The following is a 25,151-nucleotide window of genomic DNA, read 5'->3' as shown; positions in this document are numbered from 1 at the left end:
CGTGCGGACCGATACCGGTCACCTCCTGACCGGTTTTGGGGGAAGTGTTGTCCGGGTGAGAGCCGACCGGTTGATGGCGATCATCCTGCTGCTGCAACATCGCGGGCAGGTGACCGCAGCGGAGGTCGCCCGGGAGCTGGAGATCTCCGAGCGCACCGCCCGCCGCGACCTCGACGCCCTGGGCATGGCCGGCGTGCCGGTGTACTCCGTGCAGGGCCGAGGCGGCGGCTGGCGCCTCGTGGGCGGCGCCCGCACCGACCTGTCCGGGTTGACCGCGGGTGAGGCCCGCGCTCTGTTCCTGGTCGCCGGTCCGGCCTCGTCTGTGACACCGGCGGTGAAAGCGGCGCTGCGCAAGCTCGTCCATGCATTGCCGGAGCCGTTCCGGGCGCAGGCGGAGTCGGCGGCGGCGTCGCTCGTCACGGATCCGCACCGGTGGGGGTCGAACCGGGTCGAGCCCCGACCGCCTCGCTTCCTCGACGAGCTCCAGGACGCGGTGATTCGCGGCGTCCAGGTCCGACTCGGCTACGTCGACCGCGAACGTACCGAAACCGAGCGAACCGTCCACCCGCTGGGCATCGTCGCCAAAGGCCCGTCGTGGTACCTCGTCTCTCACACCGAGGCCGGCCGGCGGACCTTCCGGATCGACCGCGTGTCGTCCGTCGACCCGACCGCCGATCCCGTGCACCGGCCCGATGACTTCGACCTTGCCGAGAGCTGGCGCGCGATCGCCGACGAGGTCGAACGCAAGCGAACACCCCTCGAGGCCCGGGCGATGTGCGCGCCCCACGGGATGGACGTGCTCCGAATGGGGTTCGGCGCTCGACTCGAAGTGGGAGGTGCCACGGCCGACGGCCGCATCGAGGTTGTGATCCGCGGCAACGACGAACACATACTCGCCGGGGAGCTTGCCGGGCTGGTCGAATACCTCGAGGTGACCGGCCCTCCGCGGGTGCGGGACCACCTGGCCTCGATCGGCGACGTGCTCGCGGAGCGATACGGCTCAGCCCTCGCGACCGCCGGGCCTTTCAGCCGGCAGGCTGTCCGTCCGGGCCGAGTGCGCTGCGGAGGCTCTCTCGCAGATCGGCTGGAATGATCTCGCTGACGGCGTGCTCGAACTCGTCCGGCGGTAGCGAGCCCTTTTCCCTCCGCAGCAGGTCGAGCACTTGCGTGGGCCATGTCTCGGTGCTCGCCTGCCAGCTGGCCGCCGACTGGAGCAACGCGCCGACGGCGTCGCTGTCTCGGCCGAGCGCGATGTAGATCTCTGCCAGGTGCCGGTAGGTGATGGCGGTGCTGTGCCGATCCTCGAATTGCAGGAAGATGTCGAGGGCCTGCTGGTAGTGCTCTTCGGCGTCGTCGCATCGCGTCTGTTCCTGGGCGACCCTGCCGAGCTGGTGGTAGGTGCCTGCGGCGCTGTGGCGGTCGCCGAACTCCAGGTAGGTGTCGAGGGCCTGCTGGTAGTGCTGCAGGGCCTGGTCGAACCGCTTCTGCAACTGTGCCACCACACCGAGCTGGTGGTGGGTGCTGGCGGCGCTGTGCCGGTCGCCGAACTCCACCCTGATGTCGAGGGCCTGCTGGTAGTGCTCTTCGGCGTCGTCGTATCGCGTCTGTTCCTGGGCGACCCTGCCGAGCTGGTGGTAGGTGCCTGCGGCGCTGTGGCGGTCGCCGAACTCCAGGTAGATGTCGAGAGCCTGCCGGTAATGCTGCAAGGCCTGCTCGAACCGCTTCTCCTCCTGGGCGACCCTGCCGAGCTGGTGGTAGGTGCCTGCGGCGCTGTGGCGGTCGCCGAACTCCAGGTAGATGTCGAGGGCCTGCCGGTAATGCTGCTCGGCCCGCTCGAGCTGCTTCTGAGCCTGCGCGATCACACCGATGTTGTGGTAGGTGCGGGCGGCGCTGTGGCGGTCGCCGAACTCCAGGTAGATGTCGAGGGCCTGGACGTAATGCTGCTCGGCCTGGTCGAATTGCCTCTGTTCCTGCGCAACCACTCCGAGCTGGTGGTACGTACTCGCCGCGCTGTGCCGGTCGCCGGTGTCCCGCTTGATGTCGAGGGCCTGCCGGTAGTGCCGTTCCGCCTGGTCGAGCCGCTTCTGCGACTGCGCGATCACACCGAGGTTGTGGTACGTACGGGCGGCGCTGTGCCGGTCGCCGAACTCCTGGAAGATCTCGAGGGCCTGGTGGTAGTGCCGTTCGGCCTGCTCGAAACGTCTCTGCTCCTGCGCGACCCGGCCGAGCTGACCGTACGTGGCACCTTGGCCGAACCGTGCGCCGATGGCCTGTCCGATCGTGAGCTCGGCCTGGTGGTGCCGGTAGGCGTCATCGAGCCGGCGCTGAGCCAGTGCGGTGACGCCGGCGAGGTTGTGCAGAGTGGCGAGCTCGTCCTGCTGGTCGGGGTTGTCGGTGGCCGGGTGGCGGGCGATGGCGTCGTCGAGCAGCTGTCGCCGGGCGTTGTGCTGCTGCGTCTGATCGAGGAACTCCTCCAACGGGCCGACCAGGGGCATCACCGGCTGGGCGGTGCGTTGGGCGTGGCCGAGCGCGGCGGTGAAGTTGGCGTACTCCGCGGTCGCGCCGGCCTGTCCGGCCAGCCGCTCCTGCGGGTCGTGGCTCAGCAGCATCTGCTGCAGTGCTGCGCCGAGGCGGAGGTAGAGCTCGTAATGCGCTTGGTCGACCGCACGAACCAGGTCCGGCTGATCCCGCATACGGTTGCGGAGGAAGAACGGCAGAACCGGCACCGTCTGCACGAATCCTCGCAACATCGGGTGATCGGCGGCGAGCCCGACCCGTCGCAGCTCCGACACGGCCGCCACCAGGTCGACACCGTCAAGGGCTTCCGATCCCAGAGCGGCGCGCAGCGCGTCGAAGTAGTCATCCAGCATGTGGGCGGGAATGGTGGCGGTGAACGGTGCGAGGAGCAGCAGCGACCGTTGCAGTGCGGGGTCGAGTTTGCCGTGGCTGTACTCGATCGCGCGCCGCGCGGCCATCGTCGGGTCGACGCCGGCGTCACCGCTGTGCAGCTCCGCCAGCACCTCGGTGGGTCGGGCGGTTGCCAGGTTCGGGAGGACGACGGTCATCGACAGTGGGTAGCCGTCCAGCACCCGCATCAGCTCTTGCAGCGCCTGCCGCTGGGCCTTGTCGACGTCGTCCGACAACCAACGGGTGCCGCCGTGGCGGGTGAGGATCCGGTCGAGCATCACGGATGCCGCCTGTGGATCGAGGCCTCGGAGCTCGTACACGCGGTCGGTGAACGTGTAGCCGGCCAGCCAGGTTTCGGCCTCCCGGGAACCGACCAACAGCAGTGTCTTGCCGCCCTTCAGGCTCGCGAGCCAGCGGGCCAGCCGATCCCGGTCGGCTTCGAGGAGGGCATGGGGGATCGCCGCGGGGCTGGCAGTGATCGACTCGGCGTTGTCCACCACGATCAGGTGCCGCGACGCCCGCAGCATCGTGGTGATCCGGCCCGCCTTGGCGGCATCTCCCAGAGCGTCCCACTGGGCGAACTCCACGGGCGTGAACAGTTCGTGGGCGATGTGCCGGATCATCTGCTCGGCGGTCCACGCCCGATGTTCGTACGAGAAGGTGAACACCTGGTCGACCAGGCCGGTGCGTTGCCACCACCAGCCGGCTTGCGCCAGCAGCGTCGACTTCCCGGCCCCGGCCATGCCCCGCACGAGCACCTGCGTCTGCTGGGGGTCGGTCAGCAGCATGCGCTCCATGGCGTGCAGGTCCAGGTCCCTGCCGACGAACCCGTACTCCACCACCGGCGCCACCGCGACCTGCTCACGGCGCCGGTAGAAGACTTCCTCCTCGGTCGGTGTCATCGGGCGGACCTTCAGCCGGGACTCCCGCTGGGCGTAGACCACCGGCAGGATCCAGTCCTCCAGGTCCAGCTCGTACTCGAAGTACGCCTGCCGGGCCTTCACGTCGTGCAGCGCCCGGCGGGCCTCGAACGCCGCCCGTACGGGATCGTCTCCTGCCGCCAGCCGCTCGTAGAACACGGGCATGGCCCGCTTGGCGGCGCTGACCGTCACGGAGTAGGCCATCCCTACCGCGACCGGCGCTCCCACGGTGACCAGGTCGTGAGCGAGGCTGGCTTCGTCACCGGTCTGCATCGCCGACTGGCAGGCGTTCAGGACCGCCACGGCGACCCGGTGCTCCGCCAGCAACCGGGCGACCTGAGCCGACGGCACCGCCTGTGCCTCGCCGGCGGTGCCCGTCTCGAAGAACAGGAACCCCTGCTTGACGTTCGCCGCCGGGGTGTGGGCCGGGTCGAACAGATACCGTGTCGTGCTGCCGCCGGTGTCGGTGGTCATGGTGCCGGGAATGCCGAACCCGCCGTGTACGTCGAAGTGCACCACCTGGTACCAGCCCTGACCCCGCTCCCGCTCGGCTGCTCGCAGTGTCTCCCGCAGCGCCTCCCACGTGCCCGGCCGGACCAGGTCCACCGTAACCGGCACATCGGTCTGCCCGATCGCGTCCAGCAGCGGCTGCGAGATCGTGCGATACCCCACGTCGCGGCGACCGAACGGCCGCGCCGTCACCACCAGGATGTTCACCGTCGGCGCCGGCGCGGGCAGGTCATAGGGCAGCGGCGTGCGGGCGTCCTGACGCACCACGGGCATCCGCAGCGCCAGTCGATCACCACTGTCCGGGTCGCGCAGTGCCTCCCAGTGCAACCGTTGAAACGCTGCCGATCCGCGTACGACCAGCCGGTAGTCGTCGAAACCCACTCGGCGGGCGTCCCGGTAGCCGTAGGCGGCCTCTCCGACGAACACCTGCCGGAACAACGAACGCCCGTACTCGGCGACCAGCTCGACCGCCTTGCGTTCCAGGTCGCCGTCCAGAAACGGGAACCGCAGGTGCTCCTCGAAATACCAGGCCAACAGCTTCTCGCCGGCATCGTCGACCGGCACCGACACACTGACGTCCTCACCGCCGCGGTTCTCGAACTCCACGCGAGCCGCGAATGTGCCGTTCCCGGCGGGCGCCGTTTCCCGCACGACGATGTCGATCACGACGGTTCCCTTTTCGGCCGGACAACGCTGAACCGGTTCCCGTCCGCCGCGAGATCCACCGCTGTCCGTGTCAGACCCATCACACCACTGTGGCAGGACCCGTCATCATCACCAAACCGTCGATTCATGATCGATAAAAGCCACTCCCTTCGACCATCCACAGTCGCCCGAAAGGGGGAGCCGCCTGGATATGGAGCCACTCAATTCGTGAATGATCGTCGGTTCTGATCCGCCGGTGCCAACGCTCAAGATCAGCCCTTTGTTAGGGTCCGCGGGTGGGAGCTATCAAGCCGTGGCACATCCTGGCGCTGCTGTGTGCCGCCTCCGTCGTCGTGGTCGTAGCGGGCCTCCTGATCCATGCCCTCCGGCAGCGCAGGTAGCGCGGATCGGGCCGGTCGGCGTCCTGAAAGAGCCATCGGCCGTTCGGTTGTTGCATCAGGTGCCCGGGCAGCGCCAATATCCACGTGTGGCTATGCGCACACGGAGTTGGCTGACGACGGGCGAGGCGGCGGTGCTGCTGCGCTCGTCGCGGGCGCACGTCGTCGACCTGTGCCTTCGTGGGCTGCTGCCGTACGTGACGATCGACGGCCAGCGGCGGATGCGCCGCTGTGACGTCGAGGCACTGCTGCGGCCGGCCATGAACCGGGAGCAGCTCGAAGTGCTGTGGCTGCACCGGGCGGTCGCCGGCAAGATCGTGCGCGACCCGCGGGCCGTCCTGGCGGCGGCCCAGATCAACCTGCGGCGGCTGCGGCGCATGCATCCGGACGGCCGGGCCTGGGAGTGGCTCGACCGGTGGGACGCCGTCCTGGAGCAGGGCGTGGAGGCGGTGCTGGACGCGCTGACGTCGTCCGCCGAGTATGCGATCGAGCTGCGGGAGACCTCGCCGTTCGCGGGGATCCTGGCGGAGCACGAGCGCCGTCAGGTGCTGGCGGCGTTCACGCAGAGCCGCCAGGACCGTGCGCGTCCGATGCCTCCCGAAGTCTTCGAGCGGGCCCTGCGGACGGTGTGAGCCCGCGGTGCCGGGTCATCGGTGCAGCCAGGCGAGGAGGTCGCTCGGCGCCAGCTCCGCGGCTCGCTTCTCGTAGTGGGCGAGCTCCTCGTCGGTCAGCAACTCGCGGCCGGCCCCCGAGCCACCGCGGCGGAAGAAGGCATTCCGGTCCTTGAGGATGCCGGCCGGGTCGGGCGCCAGCTGCGAAGCCCGTGCCCGCATCCGGGTGAAGCTCGCCGCTTCGACCAGGGAAGGCCACTGCTTCTCCGGTACGTCGATCGCGAGCCGCGCGGCCAGGCGGCGCATCTCCCCGTTCAGGTCGTTCACCAGGTCGGCGTAGTGGACCAGGACGATGCCGGGCTCGTGCCGACGGTGCCACGCGTCGGTGAGGTGCCACATGACGCCGGGCAGTGAGTCCAGGGCGTCCGCCGGTGCCGGATCGTGGTCGACCCAGGTGACCAGGGAGTCATGGATGGAGCGCGGCGGCTCGCTCGGTTCGGAGGGGTCCGGCTTGCCGAGCAGCTCGGCCATCCGCTGCCGGTCGAGGTTGTCGCCCTGGTGGAAGAGGGAGACCGCCATGTCGAGCGGGTGGCGGGCGACGACGATGTACGTGGCCCGCGGGTCGAGCGGCAGGCCGTCGAGCGGGGTGTGGGTCTTGATGAAGCGGCGATGCGGCTGGGCCTCGAGGCGGGCGAGCACCTCGTCGCGCGGGACTATCAGCCAGTCCAGCCACGGGGACAGCTCCGGCAGCGGGGCCGGAAGCTCGGGACTTCGGAACACGAGCAGCGCGCAGATCATCTGCATCCACGTCGTGCCGCTCTTCGATCGCGTACTGATGATGATGTCGCCCTGGCGGAACGGGAAACCGTCCCAGCGGGCGCTGTCCTCGTCGGGGGAGCGGTAGCGCATTCCGTCCAACCTAGGAGAACCGGAGTCGCACTACCAGCGGTTTCGGGCCGGCGCCACGTCGGCGGCCCGATCTGCGGCGGATCGTTCGCGGCTGCGTGCCCCTCCGTTCGCGTAGTGGTGAGCCGGTCGTGAGTAGCCTTCACTCGTGAGTGGACGGAGACGAGCTGCCGCCGTCATCATCCGGGACGGCCGGGTGCTGATGGTGCACGAGCGGAGCCGGCGCGACGGGGGCCGGGAGTGGTGGACGCTGCCCGGCGGCGGGATCGACCCCGGCGAGACGGCGGAGGATGCGGTACGCCGGGAGGTGCTGGAAGAGGTCGGCCTGGTCGTCAAGGAGGCGCGGTACCTGCACGACATGCCGTACCCGTCGGGAATGACCTCGGTGTTCGTGTGCACGGTCGGCGACGACGAGCCGCGGCTGGGGCCGCATGTCACCGGGCCGGAGCCGATCGGTCTGGACTGGGTACCCGTACCCGAGGTGACGCCGGGGGCTGAGGGGCTGGTGCCGATACCGCCGATGATCGTCGCGTGGCGGCTCGACTGACTCAGTTGACGGGTTCGACGGGACTCTGGACGGGCTCCTGGGACTGCGTCGTCGGCTCGCGCTCGCTGAGGCTTGCTGGTTCGAAGCTTTCCGTGCCGGCTGCCTCGGTGGCTCCAGCGGTGCCGTGCTTGGCCGCGACGATGGTGCGGCGGCGTTCGAGGACGAAGTAGGCGCTGCTCAGTGCGTACCCGAAAGTGAGAATGAGGCCGACGGCCCGGACCGGAAGCGGGGTTCGCGGCAGGGCGGCGAGGATGGCCGCGCCCGCGGCCCAGGCCGTCAGGAGGACGGTGTTGATCGTGTCCGCGGTGGCCCAGCGGCCGGTGCCGCGGCGTGCCTGACGGCGGATCTCGGTCAGGAGCGCGTGTCCGAGGCCGGCGGCAAGCATGCCGAGCATGACCGTGGCGAACACCGAGGACGCGCCGTGCGCGACGGCTGCGACGGCCGTCCCGCCGGTGAGCAGGGCGAGCCCGCTGACGGTCCCGACCCTGGCGCCGCGTCTCTCCCTCACATCACCTGACGGTCGGCAAGATCGTCGAATGGCTGAGCGGTGCGGCGGTTTCATGATCGTTGCGGTGGGTCACTCATGTGGCTGGTGTGGCTCGGCCGCCCGCTGTGCCTGTGGATAACCGAAGCCCACAGGGAGAGTGACCCGGCTGGCCCGGTCGAGGGAATCGGGGGAGGATGGCGAGCGTGATCGGAACCTTGAAGCTCGAACCCGCGATCTCCCGGCTCGACCTGCTCGCGGCGCCGGTCGCCGCGGCGCTCGAGGTATGGCCGGTCGATGCGCCCATCGACGGCGACCAGGTTCTGGTGGCGCCGATCAGCGCCGACCTGGCGGACACTGCGGCGTTCTGCGAGGCATACGAGGTTCGGCTGGAGGAGTCGGCCAACTGCGTGATCGTGGCCGGAAAGCGGGAAGGCGTCACCCGCTATGCGGCGTGCGTCGTGCTGGCCACGACCCGGGCGGACGTCAACGGCGCCGTGCGGCGATACCTGGACGTGCGCAAGGCCAGCTTCGCGCCGATGGAGGAGGCGGTCCGGCTGACGGGCATGGAGTACGGCGGGATCACCCCGATCGGCCTTCCCAAGGACTGGCCCGTGCTGGTCGACGCCCGCGTGGTGGCCATGCCGCACGTGATCATCGGGTCGGGGGTGCGGCACAGCAAGATCGCCATCGCCGGGCCGGCCCTGGGTGCGCTGCCCGGCGCAGAGGTCATCGAGGGGCTGGCCCGCGAGGTTTAGGAAGTGTCTGCCGATCATGGCGACGCCGAGATCGTCGCGCCGGACCGCGCCGCGAGGCGGAAGCTGGGCGCGTCGCAGGCCGTCATGACCGGGCAGGACACGGCCGGGCGTCGGCCCGCCGTTAACCGGCTGGACGGGCCGGGGGAGGGCTGATTCGCTCCGCTGATGGAGATCCGGGCGACGCAGGTCGACGACCTTGAGCAGATCCGGGCGATCGAGGTCCGGGCGGGTGCCCTCTTCCACGACGTGGGGATGCCCGACATCGCCGAGCATCCCGTTCCGCCGGCCGCCGTGCTTGCCCGGTTCGTGCGGGGAGGGCGGAGTTGGGTTGTTGCCGACGACGCCGGAGCGCCCGTCGCCTTCGTGTTGGTGGAGGTGGTGGACGGGCTCGCACACATCGAGCAGGTCAGTGTCGATCCGGCGTATGCACGGAGAGGGCTCGGGCGCGGACTGATCGACTTCGTGGGTCGGTGGGCGGCCGAGCGGGGGCATCCCGCGCTGACGTTGACGACCTTCCGGGGGGTGCCTTGGAACGGGCCGTACTACGTGCGGCTGGGCTTCGTCGAGCTGGGGGAGGGGGAGCTCGGGCCGGAGCTGGCGCGGTTGATGGCGGTGGAGGCGCAGCACGGCCTGGACCCGGTCGAGCGGATCGCGATGCGCAGAGAGCTAGGCGTTTGAGGATCGTTGTCGCCGGCGCTCGGGGTGTTAGATCTTCCGTCGCGGCTCGTCGCGGCTCGTCGCGGCTCGTCGCGGCCCGTCGCGGCCCGTCGCGGTCCAGCGGGGGGCCCGTCGCGGCCCGTTGCGGAAGTGCAGCGGGACCGGCCGGTTGCGGAGCTAGGTGGGCCTGGGTTGCCGGCCGGAAAGCACTCGATGGATCGCTTCGCCGGGCGGGCTTCAAGTGCGGGCCCGATCGATCAAATGGGTCGATGTCGTTTCACGTGGAACATCGAGGCGACCACCGTCAGGGTCTCGTCGAACCGCCCGGGGTCGCCGAAGCGTCGACCGTTTCCCGGCGAGCGATCTCTTCGAGGGCGGACCGGAGGACGGACACCTCCTGCGCGCCCTGGACGGCGTACTTGCGATCGATCACGAACGTCGGGACGCTCGTTATGCCAAGCTCTCGAGCCTCCAGGAGGTCGGCGTTCACCGCGTCGGTGCCGGCCGGTGACTCGAGGTAGGCCAGGGCCGCCCCCTCATCCAGCCCGATCGACCCGGCCAGCCGGGCGAGCGCCGGCAGCGACCCCACGTCGATGCCCTCGGCGAAGTGGGCTCGCTGCAGCGCCTCGATCATCATCAACTGCAGTTCCTGGCCGGCCGCCCAGGCGATGAGCCGATGCGCGTCGAAGGTGTTCGCGAGGACCGCCCGATCGAAGTCGATGGCGAGGCCGTCGCCCGCGGCCAGCGCGGTAACGTGCGCGAACATCTGCTCCGCGCGTAGCGGACCACCGAACTTCGCCGCCAACGCCTGCTTGATCGGCAAAGGCTGCGGCACCGGCGAGGGATCCAATTGGTACGCGCGGAAGGTCACCGTGACGGGCTCCGGGAATCCCCGCAGTGCCGCCTCCAGCCGATGCTTGCCGAGGTAGCACCAGGGACAGATGACGTCGGACCACACTTCGATGTTCATGCCCGGGCGCTCTCCTGCTCGCGGATCTGCCGCTTGAGGCGGGCGAGAATGGCCGTACCGCCACGGATGCGCAGCGGGCTGATCGCCGTCGCCAGCCTCATCCGGCTGTAGAGATCGTCGGGCACGGCGAGGATCTCGGCCGCCGAGGCGGACTCCAACCCCTCCGAAAGGATCCCGGCGAACGCCCGAGTGGTCGGCGCCTCGGGCGGGCAGTCGAACCAGGTCCGCACGGTGTCGTCCTGCTGAACCTCGGCCCGTAGGAAGAACTGCGTCTGGCACTCCGGGACCTGTTCCATCCCTTCGTGGTCCTTCAGCTCATCGGGCAGCGCAGGTACGGCGTCGGCGAACTCCAGCAGCATCTCGAGCACGACCTCACGCGGCGCGGAGGCGAACTCGTCGACGATCTCGGCCAGCTTCGGGGGCATGTCGCTCACGTTTGCGACCCTACGTCGCCGGAGGCCGCCTGTGCCGAGTCCGGCAGTTTGGGCGCCTCCGCGCCGCGTCGCAGGAAGCGGGCCGGGTCGTGGCTGGACGCGATGGCCCGCCAGCGCGTCGTGGTCGAGCGCGGTCTCGTTGGCGCCGGTGGGCATGGAGGCGCGCCGACCCCTGCCGAACGGTCGCGTCGCTGGGCTCGGTCTTGACCACCGTCCGGTCAGGCCGGCGTCGATGTCGGTAGGAGCGCCACATCGCTGAGGCTGAGGATCCCGACCACCTTCCGGTCGGCGTCGCAGACCAGGAGCCGGCGAACGCCGCGCTCGCGCATCGCCTGGACCGCGTCCTCCACAGTGGCTGACTGCTCCACCATGATGAGCTCCAGCGAGGCGATCGAGGACAGCGTCGTGCTCTGGGGTGGGAGGCCTTCGGCGATTGCTCGTACGACGATGTCGCGGTCGGTGACCACGCCGGTCATCGTGGGCCCGGTGGTCACCACCACGTCGCCGATGCCCTGGTCGCGCATGACCTGGGCGGCTTCGTCGAGCATGGTGTCGCCCGGCAGGTAGACGACCTTCCGGGTCATCACGTCCGCCACTGCCGTCCTAGCCATGGACGTACCTCCCCGCACTTCTGCCCCGCCCGTTACGCGAGCGGGTACCCGGCCGTGTCACCGATTACACCCCCGGCGGCGGGAAGGGACATCGGGGGATTCACCCCAGTAGCGCACCGGTCACCTCCTCGAGCCGGACGTCGTGGCGGTCGCCCGTACGCCGGTCGCGCAGTTCCGCGTACCCCTCGGACAGACGGCGGCCGACCACGACGCAGCGGCGGATGCCGATCAGCTCCGCATCGGTGAACTTCACGCCTGCGGACAGCTGCGGTCTGTCGTCGACGAGCACGCGCAGTCCCGCCTTCTCAAGCTCTGCCGCCAGGGTCAGGGCCGCCTGGATCTGGCCGTCCTTGCCGGCGCCGATGACGTGGACGTCGGCCGGCGCGACCTCGTCGGGCCAGAGGATGCCGCGGTCGTCGTGGTGTTGCTCCGCGATCGAGGCGACGGCTCGGGAGACGCCGATGCCGTAGGAACCCATGGTCGGGCGTACTGTCCTGCCGTCCGCGCCCAGGACGTCGACTTCGAAGGCGTCGGTGTAGCGCCGGCCGAGCTGGAAGATGTGGGCGATCTCGATGCCGCGGCGCATGGTCAGCTGCCCGTCACCGCATCCGGGGCACGGGTCGCCGGCGCGAACCTCGGCCGCTTCGATGGTGCCGTTGGGGGTGAAGTCGCGGCCGGCCACCACCGAGGTGGCGTGCTTGCCCTGTTCGTTGGCGCCGGTCAACCAGGCGGTGCCGGGCGCGACGCGTGGGTCGGCCAGGTAGCGCACTTTGATGCCTTGCGGACCGATGTAGCCGCGGACCAGGTCGGGGCGGGAGGCGAAGTCGTCGAACATGGTGACCTTGGCGGGGCTCAGCACCGCTTCCAGCCGCTTCATGTCGACTTCGCGGTCGCCGGGCACACCGATGACCAGCAGCTCGTCGTGCTTGCCGGGGTGGTGAACGGTCACCACCACGTTCTTCAGGGTGTCGGCGGCGGTCCAGTCGGTCCGGCCGTCGAGAGCCCGCGCGTTGGCCAGGTCGACGAGGGAGGCGATCGTCGGGGTCTGCGGGGTGTCGTGCACCGTCAGCGGCCCGTGCTCGCGGTGTTCCACGGAAGGCACCGGGGTCACCACCGCTTCGGTGTTCGCTGCGTAGTCACACGTCGTGCAGCCGACGAACGTGTCCTCGCCCACGTCGGCGGTGGCCAGGAACTCTTCCGAAGCCGAGCCGCCCATGGCACCCGACATCGCCGCGACGATGGTGTGTTCGAGGCCGAGGCGGTCGAAGATGCGCTGGTAGGCCGCGCGGATCTTCCCGTACGCCGCGAGGAAGCCTTCGTCGGAGAGGTCGAACGAGTAGGCGTCCTTCATGAGGAACTCGCGTCCCCGCAGCAGCCCGGCCCGGGGCCGCTGCTCGTCGCGGAACTTCGTCTGGACCTGGAACAGGATCAGCGGGAAGTCCCGGTAGGAGCTCGTCATGTCCTGCACCAGCAGCGTGAACATCTCCTCGTGTGTGGGCGCGAGCAGGTGATCGGCGCCGCGGCGGTCTTTCAGCGTGAAGATGTCCTCGCCGTACTCCGTCCAGCGGCCGCTGACGTCATAGGCCTCCCGGGGCAGGAGTGACGGAAAGCTGACCTCCTGGCCGTCGACGGAGGCCATCTCCTCTCGGACGATGCGGCTCACCTGGTCGAGGACGAGCTTGCCGAGCGGCAGCCACGTGTATCCGCCCGGCGCAGCGCGACGGATGTAACCGGCGCGCAGGAGGAGCCGATGGCTCGGCACCTCCGCGTCGGCCGGCTCCTCGCGCAAGGTCTTGAGCAGCAGCGTGGACATTCGGATCAGCATGTGCGTGAGCCTAGGGACCGGCTCTGACAGAAACACCCGGTTATCGGCCGGCCGCCGATGTCGCCATCGTCACGTGCCGCTCGCCGCCCGGCAGTGGAAAACTCGGCGGGTCGAAGCACATGAGCCAACGTTCAGGGGGTGGCCGTGACCTGGAAGAACTTCGTGGCGATGGGCGATAGTTTCACGGAGGGCATGGACGACAGCTATCCCGACGGCACCTATCGCGGTTGGGCGGACCTGGTCGCCGCACGCCTGGCCGTCGACGCCGGGCCCGATTTCGGGTACGCGAACCTCGCCGTCCGGGGCAAGCTCCTCGACCAGGTCGTCGCCGAGCAGCTCGACCCCGTGCTGGCGATGCGGCCCGGCCTCGTGAGCTTCGCGGCGGGCGGCAACGACGTGCTGCGTCGCAAGGTCGACCCCGGGGCGCTGGTTGACAAGATCGACTCGACGATCGGCCGGATCCGGGAGACCGGTGCCGACGTGATCCTCTTCCGCTTCGCCGACGTCACCGCCCATCTGCCCGGGCAGCGCATCGTCGCCCCGCGCGCGGCCGTCCTGAACGACGGGGCGCGCCGGGTGGCCGAGCGCCACGGTGCCTACCTGATCGACCTCTTCGCCGACCGGGCTTTCCACAACCCGTTGTTGTGGAGCACCGACCGCCTGCACCTCTCCGCCGCGGGTCACCGCCGGGTCGCCGGCCACGTCCTGCGCGCGCTCGGCGTCGGCGTCGACGAGGACTGGCTGCTCGTGCCGCCCATGCCCGCGCCCACGCCGTGGCTTCTCGCGCGCGGCGCGGACCTGCGCTGGGCGGGACAACACCTCGCACCCTGGATCAAGCGGCGGCTCGCCGGCGCCTCGTCCGGCGACGAGGTCACCCCCAAGCGTCCCGAGCTCGCCCCCATCGAAGCGATAGCGTGAGTGACATGCCCGTTGAGAACGATCCGGCGCCGTCCCTGCAGGCGTACGCCCACCCCGACAAGCTGGTCACCACCGAGTGGCTCGCCGCGAACCTCGACACCCCGGGTCTGGTGATCGTCGAGTCGGACGAGGACGTGCTGCTCTACGACACCGGGCACATCCCGGGCGCCGTGAAGGTCGACTGGCACACCGAGCTGAACGACCAGCTCACGCGCGACTACCTCGACCCGGCGAAGTTCGCGGCGCTGTGCGAGGCCAAGGGGATCGGCCGCGACGACACGATCGTCTTCTACGGCGACAACTTCAACTGGTGGGCGGCGTATGCGCTCTGGGTCTTCAGCCTCTTCGGCCACCGGGACCTGCGCCTGCTGGACGGCGGCCGGCAGAAATGGGCGGCCGAGGGGCGTGAGCTGACCCGCGACAAAACGGTACGCCCACCCGCGACGTACCCGGTCCCGGTCCGCGAGGACAGCTCGATCCGCGCCTTCCGCGACCAGGTCATGGGCCACATCTCGAGCGGGCGTCCCCTGGTCGACGTCCGGTCCCCGCAGGAGTACACGGGCGAGCTGACCCACATGGAGGCATACCCGCAGGAGGGCGCCTTGCGCGGCGGCCACATCCCGGGCGCGGTCAGCAAGCCGTGGAAGTCCGCAGCGAACGAGGACGGCACCTTCAAGCCCGCCGACGAGCTCGCCAAGATCTACCGGGACGAGCTGGGCCTGGAGACCGGCGACGACGTGATCGCCTACTGCCGGATCGGCGAGCGGTCGAGCCACACGTGGTTCGTGCTGCACCACCTCCTCGGGTATCCGCAGGTCCGCAACTACGACGGCTCATGGACGGAGTGGGGCAACCTCGTCCGCGCCCCGATCGCCAAGGGATCGGAGCCCGGCGGCCTCTCCTGACCGGCTCGCCGCGCCAACGCCGCCCGGCCTCTGGCTGGCCCCGGCCCGACAGGGTCATGTGTTCTTCGCAGAGGACGCATGACCCAACCCAGTCGTGCGCCGAAAGCCGTCGCCGGGCGGCGTCGTGTTGTGTGGGTGGCCTCGGTCGGAGGGGCGTGAGCGGATGGCGGCGTGCCTCGTAGACGCCACGGTCGCCGGTGGGGTTGCTCGGGCGGCCTAGATTGCGCCGGTATGGGGGCGGCCTGGCGGGATCACGGAACGACGATCGTGGTGGTTGCCCTGGTGCTACCGGTTCTGAGCCTCGTCGCCTACCGGTGGCGGCGGCGCGAGGTGGGGCGGCGGCTGGCGGGTGCCGAGGTGGGGTTGGTCGCCGGGTCGCTGCCTTGGACGATCATGCTCTTCACCCCGCAGGACGCGCCGCGGTCGGTCGACCTTGTGCCCCTGCACGACCTTCCGTCCTGGGTGAGCGGGGACTTCGAGACGGCAGCCACCCAGGTTGTCGGCAATCTGCTCGTGCTCGCCGCCTTCGGGTTCTTCCTGCCCGTGCGGTTCGCGGCCATGGCGTCGGTGCCGCGGATCTTTGTCGCCGCTGTCGTCACGTCGGCTGCGGTGGAGGCGCTGCAGTGGGTGCTTGCGATCGGCCGGGTGTCGAGCATTGACGACGTCCTGATGAACACGCTCGGGGCGGTGCTCGCGGGGGCGGCCTCGCGGCGCTGGTGGGCCGGCCGCGAGCCGGAACAGCTGGCCGTGCCGACCGGGATGCCGTCAGGATCGAACTGAGACGCCGTTGGCGCCGTTCGCCGGCCAAGACCGCGGGGCCGGTCAGCGCCCGGAAGCCAGTACTTCGCCGTGCGGTCCACACGAGCACGACGGTGGTCAGCCGGGTGTCATCCCGGTCACATTCGGGCCGGTCGACGTCGGCCGGAGCGCCATCATGGGGAGCGCGCAGCTCCGAAAACTGCCTGAACGACCGTTCAGTAACCCGCTTGACAGCGGGTTAGAGTTGCGAGGTGACGGTAGATCAGCAGCAGCGTCCCGGACCGCCGGCTCCGCGACGGCGTTCACGCCGGGACGAGATCCTCGAGATAGCGGTCGGGCTCTTCGCCGCCCGGGGATATCACGGCGTGTCGATGGACGACATCGGCTCGGCCGCCGGCGTGACCGGGCCCGCGCTGTATCACCACTTCGCCGGCAAGGAGGCCATGCTCGTGGCCGCCCTCATCCCGGTGAGCGAGGGCCTGCTGCACGGAGGCAAGGAGCGCGTCGCCCGGCATCCCGACGACGCCCGCGCCGCTCTCACCGATCTGATCGAGTTCCACGTCGAGTTCGCTCTCGCCAACCCTGCGGTGATCGCCCTCCACCTGCACGAGCTCGACCGCCTGCCCGACGAGCCGCGCCGGCAGATCCGTCGGCTGCAGCGGCTGTATGTCGAGGAGTGGGTCGCCGTGCTCGCCACGTTGCGTCCCGAGCTGGACGCCGGCGAGGCTCGGGTGCTCGCCCACTCGGCATTCGGCCTCATGAACTCCACGCCCTTCCTCGGCGGCGAGGTGGACCGGAACCGCCGGGCTGCCCTGCTGCGGGAAGCCGCGGCCCACGCCCTGATCGGCCGCTGACCCATGTGCGGCCACGGCGCACGCCTCACCCCGTCACCTGAGTGGCGCGGCCAGGGCCTGAGCCGTGGCGAGACCCGACCGGAGCGTGCCGACACGCCCGTCAGCGGGCAAGCACGGCCGCATCGTGTCGACACGCCCGTCAGCGGGTGGTCCGGGCCCGAGCGTGGCGAGAGGCCTGTAAGCAAGGGGTCCCGTGGCAACAGGCCTGTACGCAGGGAGCCCCGGCCAGGGCGTCGTAACAGGCCGGCCAGCGGGCGATCCCGACCGGAGCATGTCGACACGCCCGTGAGCAGGCGATCCCGGCCGGAACATGTCGACGGGCGCATCAGCGTCACCCACGCTCCAAGCCTCAGAAACCGGCCAGGGCACCAAGACGCGCACGAGCGAACGCCGGAACAAGCCCCCACAAGGACCCCACCCCGCGCACCGATCACGCGCCACCCGAACACCTCGTACCACCGGGCGTACCCCTGCCCATCCACCCTCTCGAGCCACCCCTTCGAGACCCGGAAGAAAGAGCGAAAATGATCGAGTCGCTGCTCGTCGCCAACCGGGGCGAGATCGCCCGCCGGATCATCCGTACCGCCAAGCGGCTCGGGATCCGGTCGGTCGCGGTTCATTCCGAGGCCGACGCCGGCATGCCGTTCGTCGTCGAGGCCGACGAGGCGGTGTGTGTCGGACCGGCGAACCCTGCGCAGAGCTACCGCAACACCGAGGCGATCCTCGCCGCCGCCAAGTCGACCGGTGCGCAGGCCGTTCACCCCGGCTACGGTTTCCTGAGCGAGAACGCCGACTTCGCCCGTACCGTCGAAGCCAACGGCCTGGTGTGGGTCGGGCCCGGCGCCGACGCGATCAGCGCGATGGGCGACAAGATCAATGCTCGGAATCTGATGGCGGCGGCCGGTGTGCCGGTCGCGCCCGGGACGCAGGACCCGGCCGCGTCGGTGGAGGCGGCGATCGAGGCGGCCGCCGGGATCGGCTACCCGGTGATGGTGAAGGCGGCTGCGGGCGGCGGCGGCATGGGGATGGCCGTCGCGAACGACGAGGCGGCGTTGCGGACCGAGTACGACAAGGTGCGGGCCTTCGCCGAGCGGATGTTCGGTGACGGCTCGGTGCTGATCGAGCGCTACTTTCCCCGGGTGCGGCACGTCGAGGTGCAGATTCTCGGGCTGGCCGACGGCCGGGTGATCGCTTTGAGCGAGCGGGAGTGCTCGGTGCAGCGCCGCAATCAGAAGCTGGTCGAGGAGGCGCCGAGCCCGGCCGTCGACCCGGCGCTCCGCAAGCGCTTCCTCGCCGCCGCGGTCAAGGCGGGCGAGGCGGTGAACTACCGGAACGCCGGCACGGTCGAGTGCCTGCTCGATCCGGCCACCGGCGAGTTCTTCTTCCTGGAGATGAACACCCGGCTGCAGGTCGAGCATCCGATCACCGAGCTGATCCACGGTATCGACCTGGTCGAGCAGCAGCTGCTCATCGCCTCCGGGGAGGCGCCGTCCTTCGACGTGGACGACCTGGCGACCAGCGGGCATGCGATCGAGCTGCGGGTCAATGCCGAGGATCCCAAGCGTTTCCTGCCGGGTCCCGGTCAGGTCGCCACCTGGGTCGAGCCGGGTGGTGAGGGGGTCCGGGTGGATTCCGGGTACGCGGCCGGCACCACGGTCACGCCGTTCTACGACTCGCTGATGGCGAAGCTGGTCGTCTTCGGAGCCGACCGGGATGAGGCGATCGCCCGGGCGCGGGCGGCCGTGGCGGGGTTCGAGATCGCCGGGCCGAAGAACAACCTGCCGTTCTTCGCCGAGCTGCTGGAGAACGACGAGTTCCTCTCCGGCGACTACGACACCGGCATCGTGTCCCGGATGCGCTGAGGGGAGACGACGTGAGCACCGCGATCTCGATCCGGGAAGTGGCCCCGCGTGACGGGCTGCAGAACGAGGAACCCATCCCCACCGACGACAAGGTCCGCCTGATCGACGCCCTCTCCCGTACGGGTGTCAGGCGGATCGAGGCCGTCTCGTTCGTCCATCCGAAGGCCATTCCGCAGATGGCGGACGCCGACGAGGTGTGGGCGCGCGCCTGGCACAACCCGGAGATCCGTTACTCCGCGCTGATCCCGAACACGCGCGGCGCTCAGCGGGCGATCGCGGCCGGCTTCCGGGAGATCGAGGTCGTGGTGTCGGCGAGCGACACGCACAACCGCAGGAACCTGAACCGCTCGACCGGGGAGTCGCTCGACGACATCGCCGCGCTCATCCCGCTCGTCCATGAGGCCGGTGCGACGCTCGAGGTGATCGTTGCCACCAGTTTCGGGTGCCCGTTCGAGGGTGACATCGCTCCGGAGCGGGTCGCAGGGATCGTGGAGCGGGTCCGCGCCGACGGCGCGGACCGGGTCGCGTTCGGCGACACCACCGGCATGGCGACTCCCCGCCGGGTTCGTGACCTGCTTTCGGAGGTACGCCCGGAGCTGCTGCATTTCCACAACACCCGGGGTACGGGGCTGGCGAACGTCCTCACCGCGCTCGAGCTCGGGGTGACCGAGTTCGACGCCAGCGTGGGCGGGATCGGCGGGTGCCCGTACGCGCCCGGCGCATCCGGCAACATCGCCACCGAGGAGCTCGTGCACATGCTGGAGGACATGGGCCTGTCCACCGGCGTCGACCTGGAATCGCTTATCGAGGTCGCCGGTATGGCGGAAGGACTGCTGGGGCGCACGCTTCCGTCGGGTGTTCTTCGAGCCGGACCGCGTACCAGATTGGTGTCGTCGTAGGAAAACGTCCGATCGATTTTCTCCATTCGTCCGCGTGACCCTGACTGTGTCGCTTCGTTACCAATACCGAGTGGCTGAATACTCGGCCGCGGGTCACGAGTCGACGACGAGGGGCGGGACCAATGACGGGGTGGGGGGTCGAGCGCGAGCCGCGCCCGGCGCGCCGTCCGTCGGCCGTTTCGTCCACCGGCCCCGCGCTCATGCCGCCCCACAGCCAGGGGGCGGAGCGGCAGCGGGGGAACCGGTCCGGATCCCGGTGGGGTCTGCGCGCACTGGTCGTCGGCGGTATCGCCGGCGCGGCCTGGCTGCTCTCCGGAGCCGCCGCCCACGCCGCCGAGCACGAGCCGGTGACCGGCGGGCTCCTCGGCGCCGCGACTCAAGCCGCGACGCACGCCGTCGGCTACGAGGGCGTCGGCCTCGAGGGAGCCGCGAAGCACGCCAGCGGCCTCCAGCGGGCCGCCGGACAGCACCGCGGCACCGGCAGCGGCCATGACCACGCCGCCGGCCACGGCCGCGACGGGGGCGGTACGTCCCTGCTGGGCGCCGTGGTGCACGGCGCCGAGGCGGATGCGCCGGTGATCGGCCGGGTCCTCGGCACGGTCGCCGAGCCGTGGGAGTCCGGCGGGCGCCACACCGGCCTCGGCACGGTGACCACGATCCCGAAGCGGCTCGTGGACACGGTCGGCGAGGTCACGCACAGCACGGACGCGGATTCCGCCCTCGGCGGGGTCGACCGCGTCATCCGGGATCTGACCGCCCCAGTTCGCCTCACCGGCGAGGCGGTGGACACCCGGACGCTCGTCCCGGTGACCGACGTGGTGACCGGCCTGCCGCAGCACGCGGCGGAGCCGGACGCGGCGGCACCCCAGAACGCTCCGGAGCCGGACGCGGGTGCCACGACGCCCGACGTCGCGTTCCTGGAGCAGCCACGGGCGACGGACGAGCACAAGTCCGCACCGGTCCTCACGCAGGACCTCGTGCGGCACCCGGTGGGAAAGACCGTCACCCGGCACCAGGTCGCGCACGCGGCGTTCGTGCCGGAGACGGTCCGCGAGAAACCCGATGGTGACGGACCCGCGCCGCTGCGGGTTGACCTCGGGGCAGCGAACGGGTTCCCGGCCTCCGGGGCGGGAACTGCGACGGACGGTGGCCCCTCTGCGGCCGTCCTTCCGTCAGCGGTCGCGGACAGCTCGACGGCTTGCCGCCGGCTGCCGATCGCGACCGATGTCGAGGTCCGGCGCCACGACGCCGAGGCACCGACCGTCTCACCTGACTAGTGACACCCACCGCCGGGCGCATGCCGCGCCCGAGCGCCGCGGGCCCGATTCCTGGAACCGTTTGCGAACAAGCGGCGAATCATCGTTGAGGCCCGGGTCGTCACTCACCGCAGGCGAAAGCGCCGATACGCAGTAATGGGCGCACGTCGACGAGCGGGGTCAGGGCAGCCGTACAAAACAGCCAGGGCACCGCTGCGCCCGGAAGCACCATTCAATTGAATACGCGACTCACCATTTCTGACAATTTCGAAAGGCATCTTCTCTCCATGAAGACTTGGGTTCGTAAGACTCTGAGCGTCGGTGTCCTGGCCGCGGGCGCCCTCCTGTTCGCCCCGGGCATGGCGCACGCCGACGTCTCGCAGAACAGCAACGGCAACGTCGGCATCGCCAACGGCACCCAGGTGCTCACCAAGGTCGCCGTGCCGCTGAACGTGGTCGGCAACTCGATCGGCGTGGCCGGCGAGTCGAACGCCGCGGGCCAGGGCATCAACTGGGTCGAGAGCGGCAAGAAGGGCAAGTACACCCAGAACTCGAACGGCAACGTCGGGATCCTGAACGGCACGCAGATCCTCGTGCCGGTCGACGTGCCCGTGAACGTCGTGGGCAACGCCGTCTCCGTCCTGGGTGTGGCCCACGCGGCCGGCACCGGCACCAACAAGACCGAGAGCGGTCGCGTCACCGAGACCACCGGTGGTGGCAAGGGCATCGACCAGAACTCGAACGGCAACGTCGGCATCGGCAACGGCACCCAGGTCGCCGCGCCGATCAACGTTCCGGTCAACGTCTGCGGCAACTCGCTGGCCATCCTGGGCCTGTCCAACGCTCAGGCCGCCTGCATGAACGGTGGGCACTCCACCGAGGGTGGCATCTGGCAGGGCAGCAACGGCAACGTCGGCATTGGCAACGGCACGCAGGTCGCGCTCCCGGTTTACGCGCCGATCAACGTGACCGGCAACGCGGCGAGTGTGGCGGGTGTCGCGAACGCGGCCGGCGCCTCGCAGAACGAGTCGGGCCACAAGGGCGGCGGCATCAAGCAGGACAGCAACGGCAACGTGGGCATCCTGAACGGCACCCAGGTCGCGGCCCCGATCACCATCCCGGTGAACGTCTGCGGCAACGCGATCGCGGTCCTCGGCGTGGCCGACGCGGCGGCGGCGTGCTCGAACGACACCAAGGGCAACGGCGGCCACCAGGGCGGCGACGACAACGACGGTGACAACGGCGGTTACCCGGGCGACGACGACGGCGACGACGTCGGTGGCGACGGCGGCAGCCAGGGCGGCGACGACCACACCTACGGCGACGCCCCCCGCAAGGCCCACAAGGCCCACGCGGCGAGCAACACCGAGGGCACCGCGGTGGACGGCCTCACGCAGAACCTGAGCAACGCCGGTGGCGTGAACCTGGGCGGCCTCGACGTGCAGAAGCTGCTCAAGTAATCACCTGAGCAGCAGCAGGCCCGGGTCGCGCCGGTCCCGGGCGTGACCCGAGCGGCGCCGCGAGGCGTCGATGAAGGGAAGAAAACCGGTGCTCCTCCACAGCGCCGGCATCAATCGGACGGGAGTCTCCGCAGCGTGCGGGGGCTCCCGTTCGCATGTCCGGCCCCCGGCAGGACCGGCCGATCAGCCCCTGGTCCCACAGTCTGGTATGCGCTAGCCTAACGATCGTTCAGGACGAACGAGGGGGGCACGTGGCAATCGACGGGGAGGCGCTGGCGCAGGCGCGCAAGAGGGCGGTCGCCGGTGGGGCGGAGAAGTACCACGCCGCCAACGCCGCGAAGGGCAAGCTCTTCGCGCGCGAGCGGATCGCGCTGCTCGTCGACGACGGTTCGTTCGTCGAGGACGGGCTGTATGCCAACAGTCTGGCCGAGGGGCTGCCGGCCGACGGCGTGATCACCGGAAACGCCCGGATCGACGGGCGCGAGGTGTGCGTCATGGCCAACGACTCCACCGTGAAGGCGGGGTCGTGGGGCGCCCGTACGGTCGAGAAGATCATCCGGATCATCGAGCGGGCGTATGCGACCGGCGTACCGATGGTCTATCTCGTGGACTCCGCGGGCGCGCGCATCACCGACCAGGTCGACCTGTTCCCGGGCCGGCGCGGCGCCGGCAAGATCTTCCACAACCAGGTCCGGGCGTCGGGGTCCATCCCGCAGGTCTGCGCCCTGTTCGGGCCGTCGGCCGCGGGCGGCGCTTACATCCCCGCGTTCTGTGACGTCGTGGCCATGGTCGAGGGCAACGCCAGCATGTACCTCGGCTCGGACCGCATGGTCGAGATGGTCACCGGGGAGAAGACGACGCTCGAGGCGATGGGCGGCGCGCGCGTGCACTGCGCGGAGTCAGGCGTCGGTCACTTCCTGTGCAAGACCGAGCAGGACGCCCTCGACGTCGTGCGCACGTACCTGTCTTATCTGCCCTCGAACTACACCCAGCAGCCGCCCGCCGCGGCGGCGAGCGAACCGGCCAATGTGGATCTCGGCGCGCTGGTTCCGGAGAGCGAGCGGCAGGCGTTCGACATGCGCCGCTACATCAAGGGGATCGTCGACCAGGGTTCGTTCTTCGAGATCCAGGCGCTGTGGGCCAAGGAGCTGACGATCGGCTTCGCGCGGCTCGACGGCCAGGTCATCGGCGTGGTCGGCAACAACTCGATGTTCAAGGGCGGCGTGCTCTTCGTCGACTCCGCCGACAAGGCCAGCCGGTTCGTGCAGCTCTGCGACGCCTTCAACGTGCCGCTGCTGTTCCTCTCCGACGTGCCCGGGTTCATGGTCGGCTCGGCCGTGGAGAAGCAGGGCATCATCCGGCACGGCGCCAAGATGATCACCGCGATCTCCGAGGCCACCGTGCCCAAGATCTGCGTCGTCGTGCGCAAGGCGTACGGCGCCGGCCTGTACGCGATGGCCGGCCCCGGCTTCGACCCGGACGCGACGATCGCCCTGCCCACCGCCAAGATCGCGGTGATGGGCGCGGAGGCGGCCGTGAACGCCGTCTACGCCAACAAGATCGCGGCGCTGCCCGAGGAGGACCGCGCCGCCTTCATCGCCGAGCGCCGCGCCGAGTACGAGCGCGACATCGACATCCTGCGCCTCGCGAGCGAGCTGGTCATCGACACCATCGTCGAGCCCGGCGACCTGCGCGGCGAGCTGGTCCGGCGGTTCACCGCCGCCCGCGGCAAGGACCGCACCTTCTCCCGTCGCCGCCACGGCGTCACTCCCGTCTGAAACAACCGTCCCGAAAGGACACGCCATGGTCGACTTCCGGCTCAGCGAGGAGCAGGAGGCGCTGCGCGAGAGCGTGCGGGACTTCGCCCGCGAGCAGGTCGCGCCGGTCATCGCCGAGCACTACGAACACAAGACCTTCCCGTACGACCTCATCCGGCAGATGGGCAAGATGGGCCTGTTCGGGCTCCCGTTCGCCGAGGAGCACGGCGGCATGGGCGGTGACTACTTCGCCCTCTGCCTGGCCCTCGAGGAGCTCGCGAGGGTCGACAGCAGCGTCGCCATCACCCTGGAGGCGGCCGTCTCGCTGGGTGCCATGCCGATCTACCGCTTCGGTACGCCGGAGCAGAAGTCCCGCTGGCTCCCGCAGCTGACCAGCGGCGACGCCCTGGCCGCGTTCGGTCTCACCGAGCCCGGTACGGGTTCCGACGCCGCCGCCACGACCACCCGAGCGGTCCTGGACGAGTCGACGGGCGAGTGGGTCATCAACGGCTCCAAGGCGTTCATCACCAACTCGGGCACCGACATCACCAGCCTGGTGACCGTCATGGCGGCGACCGGGACGCGGCCGGACGGCTCCAAGGAGCTCTCCACGATCATCGTCCCGTCCGGCACTCCGGGCTTCACCGTCGCTCCCGGCTACTCCAAGGTCGGCTGGTGCGCCTCCGACACCCACGAGCTGGCGTTCGACGACGTCCGCGTACCGGCGGAGAACCTGCTCGGCGAGCGCGGCCGCGGCTTCGCCCAGTTCCTGCGGATCCTGGACGAGGGACGGATCGCCATCGCGGCGCTCTCCACCGGCCTGGCCCAGGGCTGTGTCGACGAGTCGGTGAAGTACGCCAAGGAACGCCGGGCGTTCGGGCAGCCGATCGGCAACTATCAGGCCGTCCAGTTCATGATCGCGGACATGGAGATGCGGGCCCGCAACGCCCGCCTGGGCTACTACGACGCGGCGGCGCGGATGCTCGCCGGCGAGGACTTCAAGCACCACGCCGCCCTCGCCAAGCTGTACGCGAGCGAGGCCGCGATGGACAACGCCCGGTACGCCACCCAGGTCCACGGTGGCTACGGCTTCATGAACGAGTCGGCGGTCGGCCGCTTCTACCGTGACGCCAAGATCCTCGAGATCGGCGAGGGCACCTCCGAGGTGCAGCGGATGATCGTCGCCCGGGGGCTCGGACTGTAGATCTTGGACGCGGAGGCAGGATCCGCGGCAAATCCGGCGGCGGATGCGTCGGTTAGTCGACAATCGGCCGGTTGAACTCGGCATTCATCATCGT

At 70.0% G+C, this 25,151-nt stretch carries 23 protein-coding genes; 16 read left to right on the top strand and 7 right to left on the bottom strand.

The genetic code is table 11. From position 1 onward, the window contains the following. Position 1: 1 nt before the first annotated feature. Positions 2-1,093 (top strand): WYL domain-containing protein, encoded by a 1,092-nt coding sequence (locus AB0J80_RS26335; RefSeq protein WP_364709825.1) that lies wholly within the window; start codon positions 2-4, stop codon positions 1,091-1,093. Here the strand turns inward: AB0J80_RS26335 and AB0J80_RS26330 are convergent. Continuing rightward, positions 1,026-5,003: a tetratricopeptide repeat protein gene (locus AB0J80_RS26330; RefSeq protein WP_364709822.1), complete on the bottom strand. Its 3,978-nt coding sequence runs from the start codon at positions 5,001-5,003 to the stop codon at positions 1,026-1,028. The genes AB0J80_RS26335 and AB0J80_RS26330 overlap by 68 nt on opposite strands. A 472-nt stretch (positions 5,004-5,475) precedes the next feature. Here AB0J80_RS26330 and AB0J80_RS26325 point away from each other — a divergent pair, with 472 nt between their 5' ends. Next, a complete protein-coding gene (locus AB0J80_RS26325; protein ID WP_364709820.1) occupies positions 5,476-6,012 on the top strand; it encodes a helix-turn-helix domain-containing protein in 537 nt (178 codons plus the stop codon). Between the two features lie 15 nt (positions 6,013-6,027). Here AB0J80_RS26325 and AB0J80_RS26320 read toward each other — a convergent pair whose 3' ends face one another. Further along, positions 6,028-6,900: a sulfotransferase domain-containing protein gene (locus AB0J80_RS26320; protein ID WP_364709817.1), complete on the bottom strand. Its 873-nt coding sequence runs from the start codon at positions 6,898-6,900 to the stop codon at positions 6,028-6,030. 145 nt (positions 6,901-7,045) lie between these two features. Between AB0J80_RS26320 and AB0J80_RS26315 the strand changes: the two genes are divergently transcribed. Beyond that, positions 7,046-7,444: an NUDIX hydrolase gene (locus AB0J80_RS26315; protein ID WP_364709815.1), complete on the top strand. Its 399-nt coding sequence runs from the start codon at positions 7,046-7,048 to the stop codon at positions 7,442-7,444. A 1-nt stretch (position 7,445) separates the two neighbouring features. Here AB0J80_RS26315 and AB0J80_RS26310 read toward each other — a convergent pair whose 3' ends face one another. Further along, positions 7,446-7,952 carry a hypothetical protein gene (locus AB0J80_RS26310; protein WP_364709813.1) on the bottom strand — a complete coding sequence of 169 codons (507 nt, stop codon included), beginning with the start codon at positions 7,950-7,952 and terminating at the stop codon, positions 7,446-7,448. A gap of 173 nt (positions 7,953-8,125) precedes the next feature. Between AB0J80_RS26310 and AB0J80_RS26305 the strand changes: the two genes are divergently transcribed. From AB0J80_RS26305 to AB0J80_RS26295, 3 genes are read left to right on the top strand one after another with little or no spacing between them, the layout of a single operon-like run. After that, the gene (locus AB0J80_RS26305) at positions 8,126-8,686 is read left to right on the top strand and encodes a YbaK/EbsC family protein (RefSeq protein WP_364709810.1); all 561 of its coding nucleotides are present in this window, start codon (positions 8,126-8,128) and stop codon (positions 8,684-8,686) included. 3 nt (positions 8,687-8,689) lie between these two features. Next, a complete protein-coding gene (locus AB0J80_RS26300; RefSeq protein ID WP_364709808.1) occupies positions 8,690-8,839 on the top strand; it encodes a hypothetical protein in 150 nt (49 codons plus the stop codon). 12 nt (positions 8,840-8,851) lie between these two features. Next, entirely contained in the window at positions 8,852-9,364 is a 513-nt protein-coding gene (locus AB0J80_RS26295) for a GNAT family N-acetyltransferase (RefSeq protein WP_364709806.1), read from the top strand. 283 nt (positions 9,365-9,647) lie between these two features. Here AB0J80_RS26295 and AB0J80_RS26290 read toward each other — a convergent pair whose 3' ends face one another. From AB0J80_RS26290 to AB0J80_RS26275, 4 genes are all read right to left on the bottom strand, one after another. Further along, positions 9,648-10,313, bottom strand: a complete 666-nt coding sequence (locus AB0J80_RS26290; protein ID WP_364709803.1) for a DsbA family oxidoreductase — start codon at positions 10,311-10,313, stop codon at positions 9,648-9,650. After that, positions 10,310-10,747 carry a SufE family protein gene (locus AB0J80_RS26285; RefSeq protein ID WP_364709801.1) on the bottom strand — a complete coding sequence of 146 codons (438 nt, stop codon included), beginning with the start codon at positions 10,745-10,747 and terminating at the stop codon, positions 10,310-10,312. Before AB0J80_RS26285 ends, AB0J80_RS26290 begins: the two co-directional genes overlap by 4 nt. A 218-nt stretch (positions 10,748-10,965) precedes the next feature. Further along, positions 10,966-11,358: a CBS domain-containing protein gene (locus AB0J80_RS26280; protein WP_364709798.1), complete on the bottom strand. Its 393-nt coding sequence runs from the start codon at positions 11,356-11,358 to the stop codon at positions 10,966-10,968. A gap of 100 nt (positions 11,359-11,458) precedes the next feature. Beyond that, positions 11,459-13,183 carry a proline--tRNA ligase gene (locus AB0J80_RS26275; protein WP_364709797.1) on the bottom strand — a complete coding sequence of 575 codons (1,725 nt, stop codon included), beginning with the start codon at positions 13,181-13,183 and terminating at the stop codon, positions 11,459-11,461. Between the two features lie 144 nt (positions 13,184-13,327). Here AB0J80_RS26275 and AB0J80_RS26270 point away from each other — a divergent pair, with 144 nt between their 5' ends. The 10 genes from AB0J80_RS26270 to AB0J80_RS26225 all read left to right on the top strand — a co-directional run bounded on the left by AB0J80_RS26270 (position 13,328) and on the right by AB0J80_RS26225 (position 25,057). Then, the gene (locus tag AB0J80_RS26270; RefSeq protein WP_364709881.1) at positions 13,328-14,101 is read left to right on the top strand and encodes an SGNH/GDSL hydrolase family protein; all 774 of its coding nucleotides are present in this window, start codon (positions 13,328-13,330) and stop codon (positions 14,099-14,101) included. Between the two features lie 5 nt (positions 14,102-14,106). Beyond that, positions 14,107-15,006: a sulfurtransferase gene (locus AB0J80_RS26265; protein ID WP_364709794.1), complete on the top strand. Its 900-nt coding sequence runs from the start codon at positions 14,107-14,109 to the stop codon at positions 15,004-15,006. A gap of 231 nt (positions 15,007-15,237) precedes the next feature. After that, complete coding sequence (locus AB0J80_RS26260) at positions 15,238-15,786, top strand: VanZ family protein (protein ID WP_364709792.1); 549 nt, start codon at positions 15,238-15,240, stop codon at positions 15,784-15,786. A 230-nt stretch (positions 15,787-16,016) separates the two neighbouring features. Next, positions 16,017-16,619 carry a TetR/AcrR family transcriptional regulator gene (locus tag AB0J80_RS26255; protein WP_364709790.1) on the top strand — a complete coding sequence of 201 codons (603 nt, stop codon included), beginning with the start codon at positions 16,017-16,019 and terminating at the stop codon, positions 16,617-16,619. A gap of 524 nt (positions 16,620-17,143) precedes the next feature. Further along, positions 17,144-18,481 (top strand): biotin carboxylase N-terminal domain-containing protein, encoded by a 1,338-nt coding sequence (locus AB0J80_RS26250; protein WP_364709788.1) that lies wholly within the window; start codon positions 17,144-17,146, stop codon positions 18,479-18,481. Positions 18,482-18,492: 11 nt separating this feature from the next. Further along, the gene (locus tag AB0J80_RS26245; protein ID WP_364709786.1) at positions 18,493-19,380 is read left to right on the top strand and encodes a hydroxymethylglutaryl-CoA lyase; all 888 of its coding nucleotides are present in this window, start codon (positions 18,493-18,495) and stop codon (positions 19,378-19,380) included. A 122-nt stretch (positions 19,381-19,502) separates the two neighbouring features. Further along, positions 19,503-20,657: a hypothetical protein gene (locus AB0J80_RS26240; protein WP_364709783.1), complete on the top strand. Its 1,155-nt coding sequence runs from the start codon at positions 19,503-19,505 to the stop codon at positions 20,655-20,657. Positions 20,658-20,923: 266 nt separating this feature from the next. Next, a complete protein-coding gene (locus tag AB0J80_RS26235; protein ID WP_364709780.1) occupies positions 20,924-22,096 on the top strand; it encodes a chaplin family protein in 1,173 nt (390 codons plus the stop codon). A gap of 251 nt (positions 22,097-22,347) precedes the next feature. Then, positions 22,348-23,874 (top strand): acyl-CoA carboxylase subunit beta, encoded by a 1,527-nt coding sequence (locus tag AB0J80_RS26230; RefSeq protein ID WP_364709778.1) that lies wholly within the window; start codon positions 22,348-22,350, stop codon positions 23,872-23,874. A 25-nt stretch (positions 23,875-23,899) separates the two neighbouring features. Beyond that, positions 23,900-25,057, top strand: coding sequence for an acyl-CoA dehydrogenase family protein (locus AB0J80_RS26225; RefSeq protein WP_364709775.1), 1,158 nt, complete (start codon positions 23,900-23,902; stop codon positions 25,055-25,057). Positions 25,058-25,151 lie beyond the last annotated feature (94 nt).

Source organism: Actinoplanes sp. NPDC049548, assembly GCF_040676695.1.
In the GTDB taxonomy this organism is placed as follows: domain Bacteria; phylum Actinomycetota; class Actinomycetes; order Mycobacteriales; family Micromonosporaceae; genus Actinoplanes.
This window is presented reverse-complemented; position numbering and strand designations above follow the sequence as displayed.

Excerpts from the sequence above, each read along its gene's own strand:
- AB0J80_RS26325 (WP_364709820.1), top strand. The coding sequence starts at position 5,476 with ATGCGCACACGGAGTTGGCTGACGACGGGCGAGGCGGCGGTGCTGCTG.
- AB0J80_RS26320 (WP_364709817.1), bottom strand. The coding sequence starts at position 6,900 with ATGCGCTACCGCTCCCCCGACGAGGACAGCGCCCGCTGGGACGGTTTC.
- AB0J80_RS26305 (WP_364709810.1), top strand. The coding sequence starts at position 8,126 with ATGGCGAGCGTGATCGGAACCTTGAAGCTCGAACCCGCGATCTCCCGG.
- AB0J80_RS26295 (WP_364709806.1), top strand. The coding sequence starts at position 8,852 with ATGGAGATCCGGGCGACGCAGGTCGACGACCTTGAGCAGATCCGGGCG.
- AB0J80_RS26290 (WP_364709803.1), bottom strand. The coding sequence starts at position 10,313 with ATGAACATCGAAGTGTGGTCCGACGTCATCTGTCCCTGGTGCTACCTC.
- AB0J80_RS26280 (WP_364709798.1), bottom strand. The coding sequence starts at position 11,358 with ATGGCTAGGACGGCAGTGGCGGACGTGATGACCCGGAAGGTCGTCTAC.
- AB0J80_RS26275 (WP_364709797.1), bottom strand. The coding sequence starts at position 13,183 with ATGCTGATCCGAATGTCCACGCTGCTGCTCAAGACCTTGCGCGAGGAG.
- AB0J80_RS26265 (WP_364709794.1), top strand. The coding sequence starts at position 14,107 with ATGCCCGTTGAGAACGATCCGGCGCCGTCCCTGCAGGCGTACGCCCAC.
- AB0J80_RS26260 (WP_364709792.1), top strand. The coding sequence starts at position 15,238 with ATGGGGGCGGCCTGGCGGGATCACGGAACGACGATCGTGGTGGTTGCC.
- AB0J80_RS26250 (WP_364709788.1), top strand. The coding sequence starts at position 17,144 with ATGATCGAGTCGCTGCTCGTCGCCAACCGGGGCGAGATCGCCCGCCGG.
- AB0J80_RS26240 (WP_364709783.1), top strand. The coding sequence starts at position 19,503 with ATGACGGGGTGGGGGGTCGAGCGCGAGCCGCGCCCGGCGCGCCGTCCG.
- AB0J80_RS26235 (WP_364709780.1), top strand. The coding sequence starts at position 20,924 with ATGAAGACTTGGGTTCGTAAGACTCTGAGCGTCGGTGTCCTGGCCGCG.
- AB0J80_RS26225 (WP_364709775.1), top strand. The coding sequence starts at position 23,900 with ATGGTCGACTTCCGGCTCAGCGAGGAGCAGGAGGCGCTGCGCGAGAGC.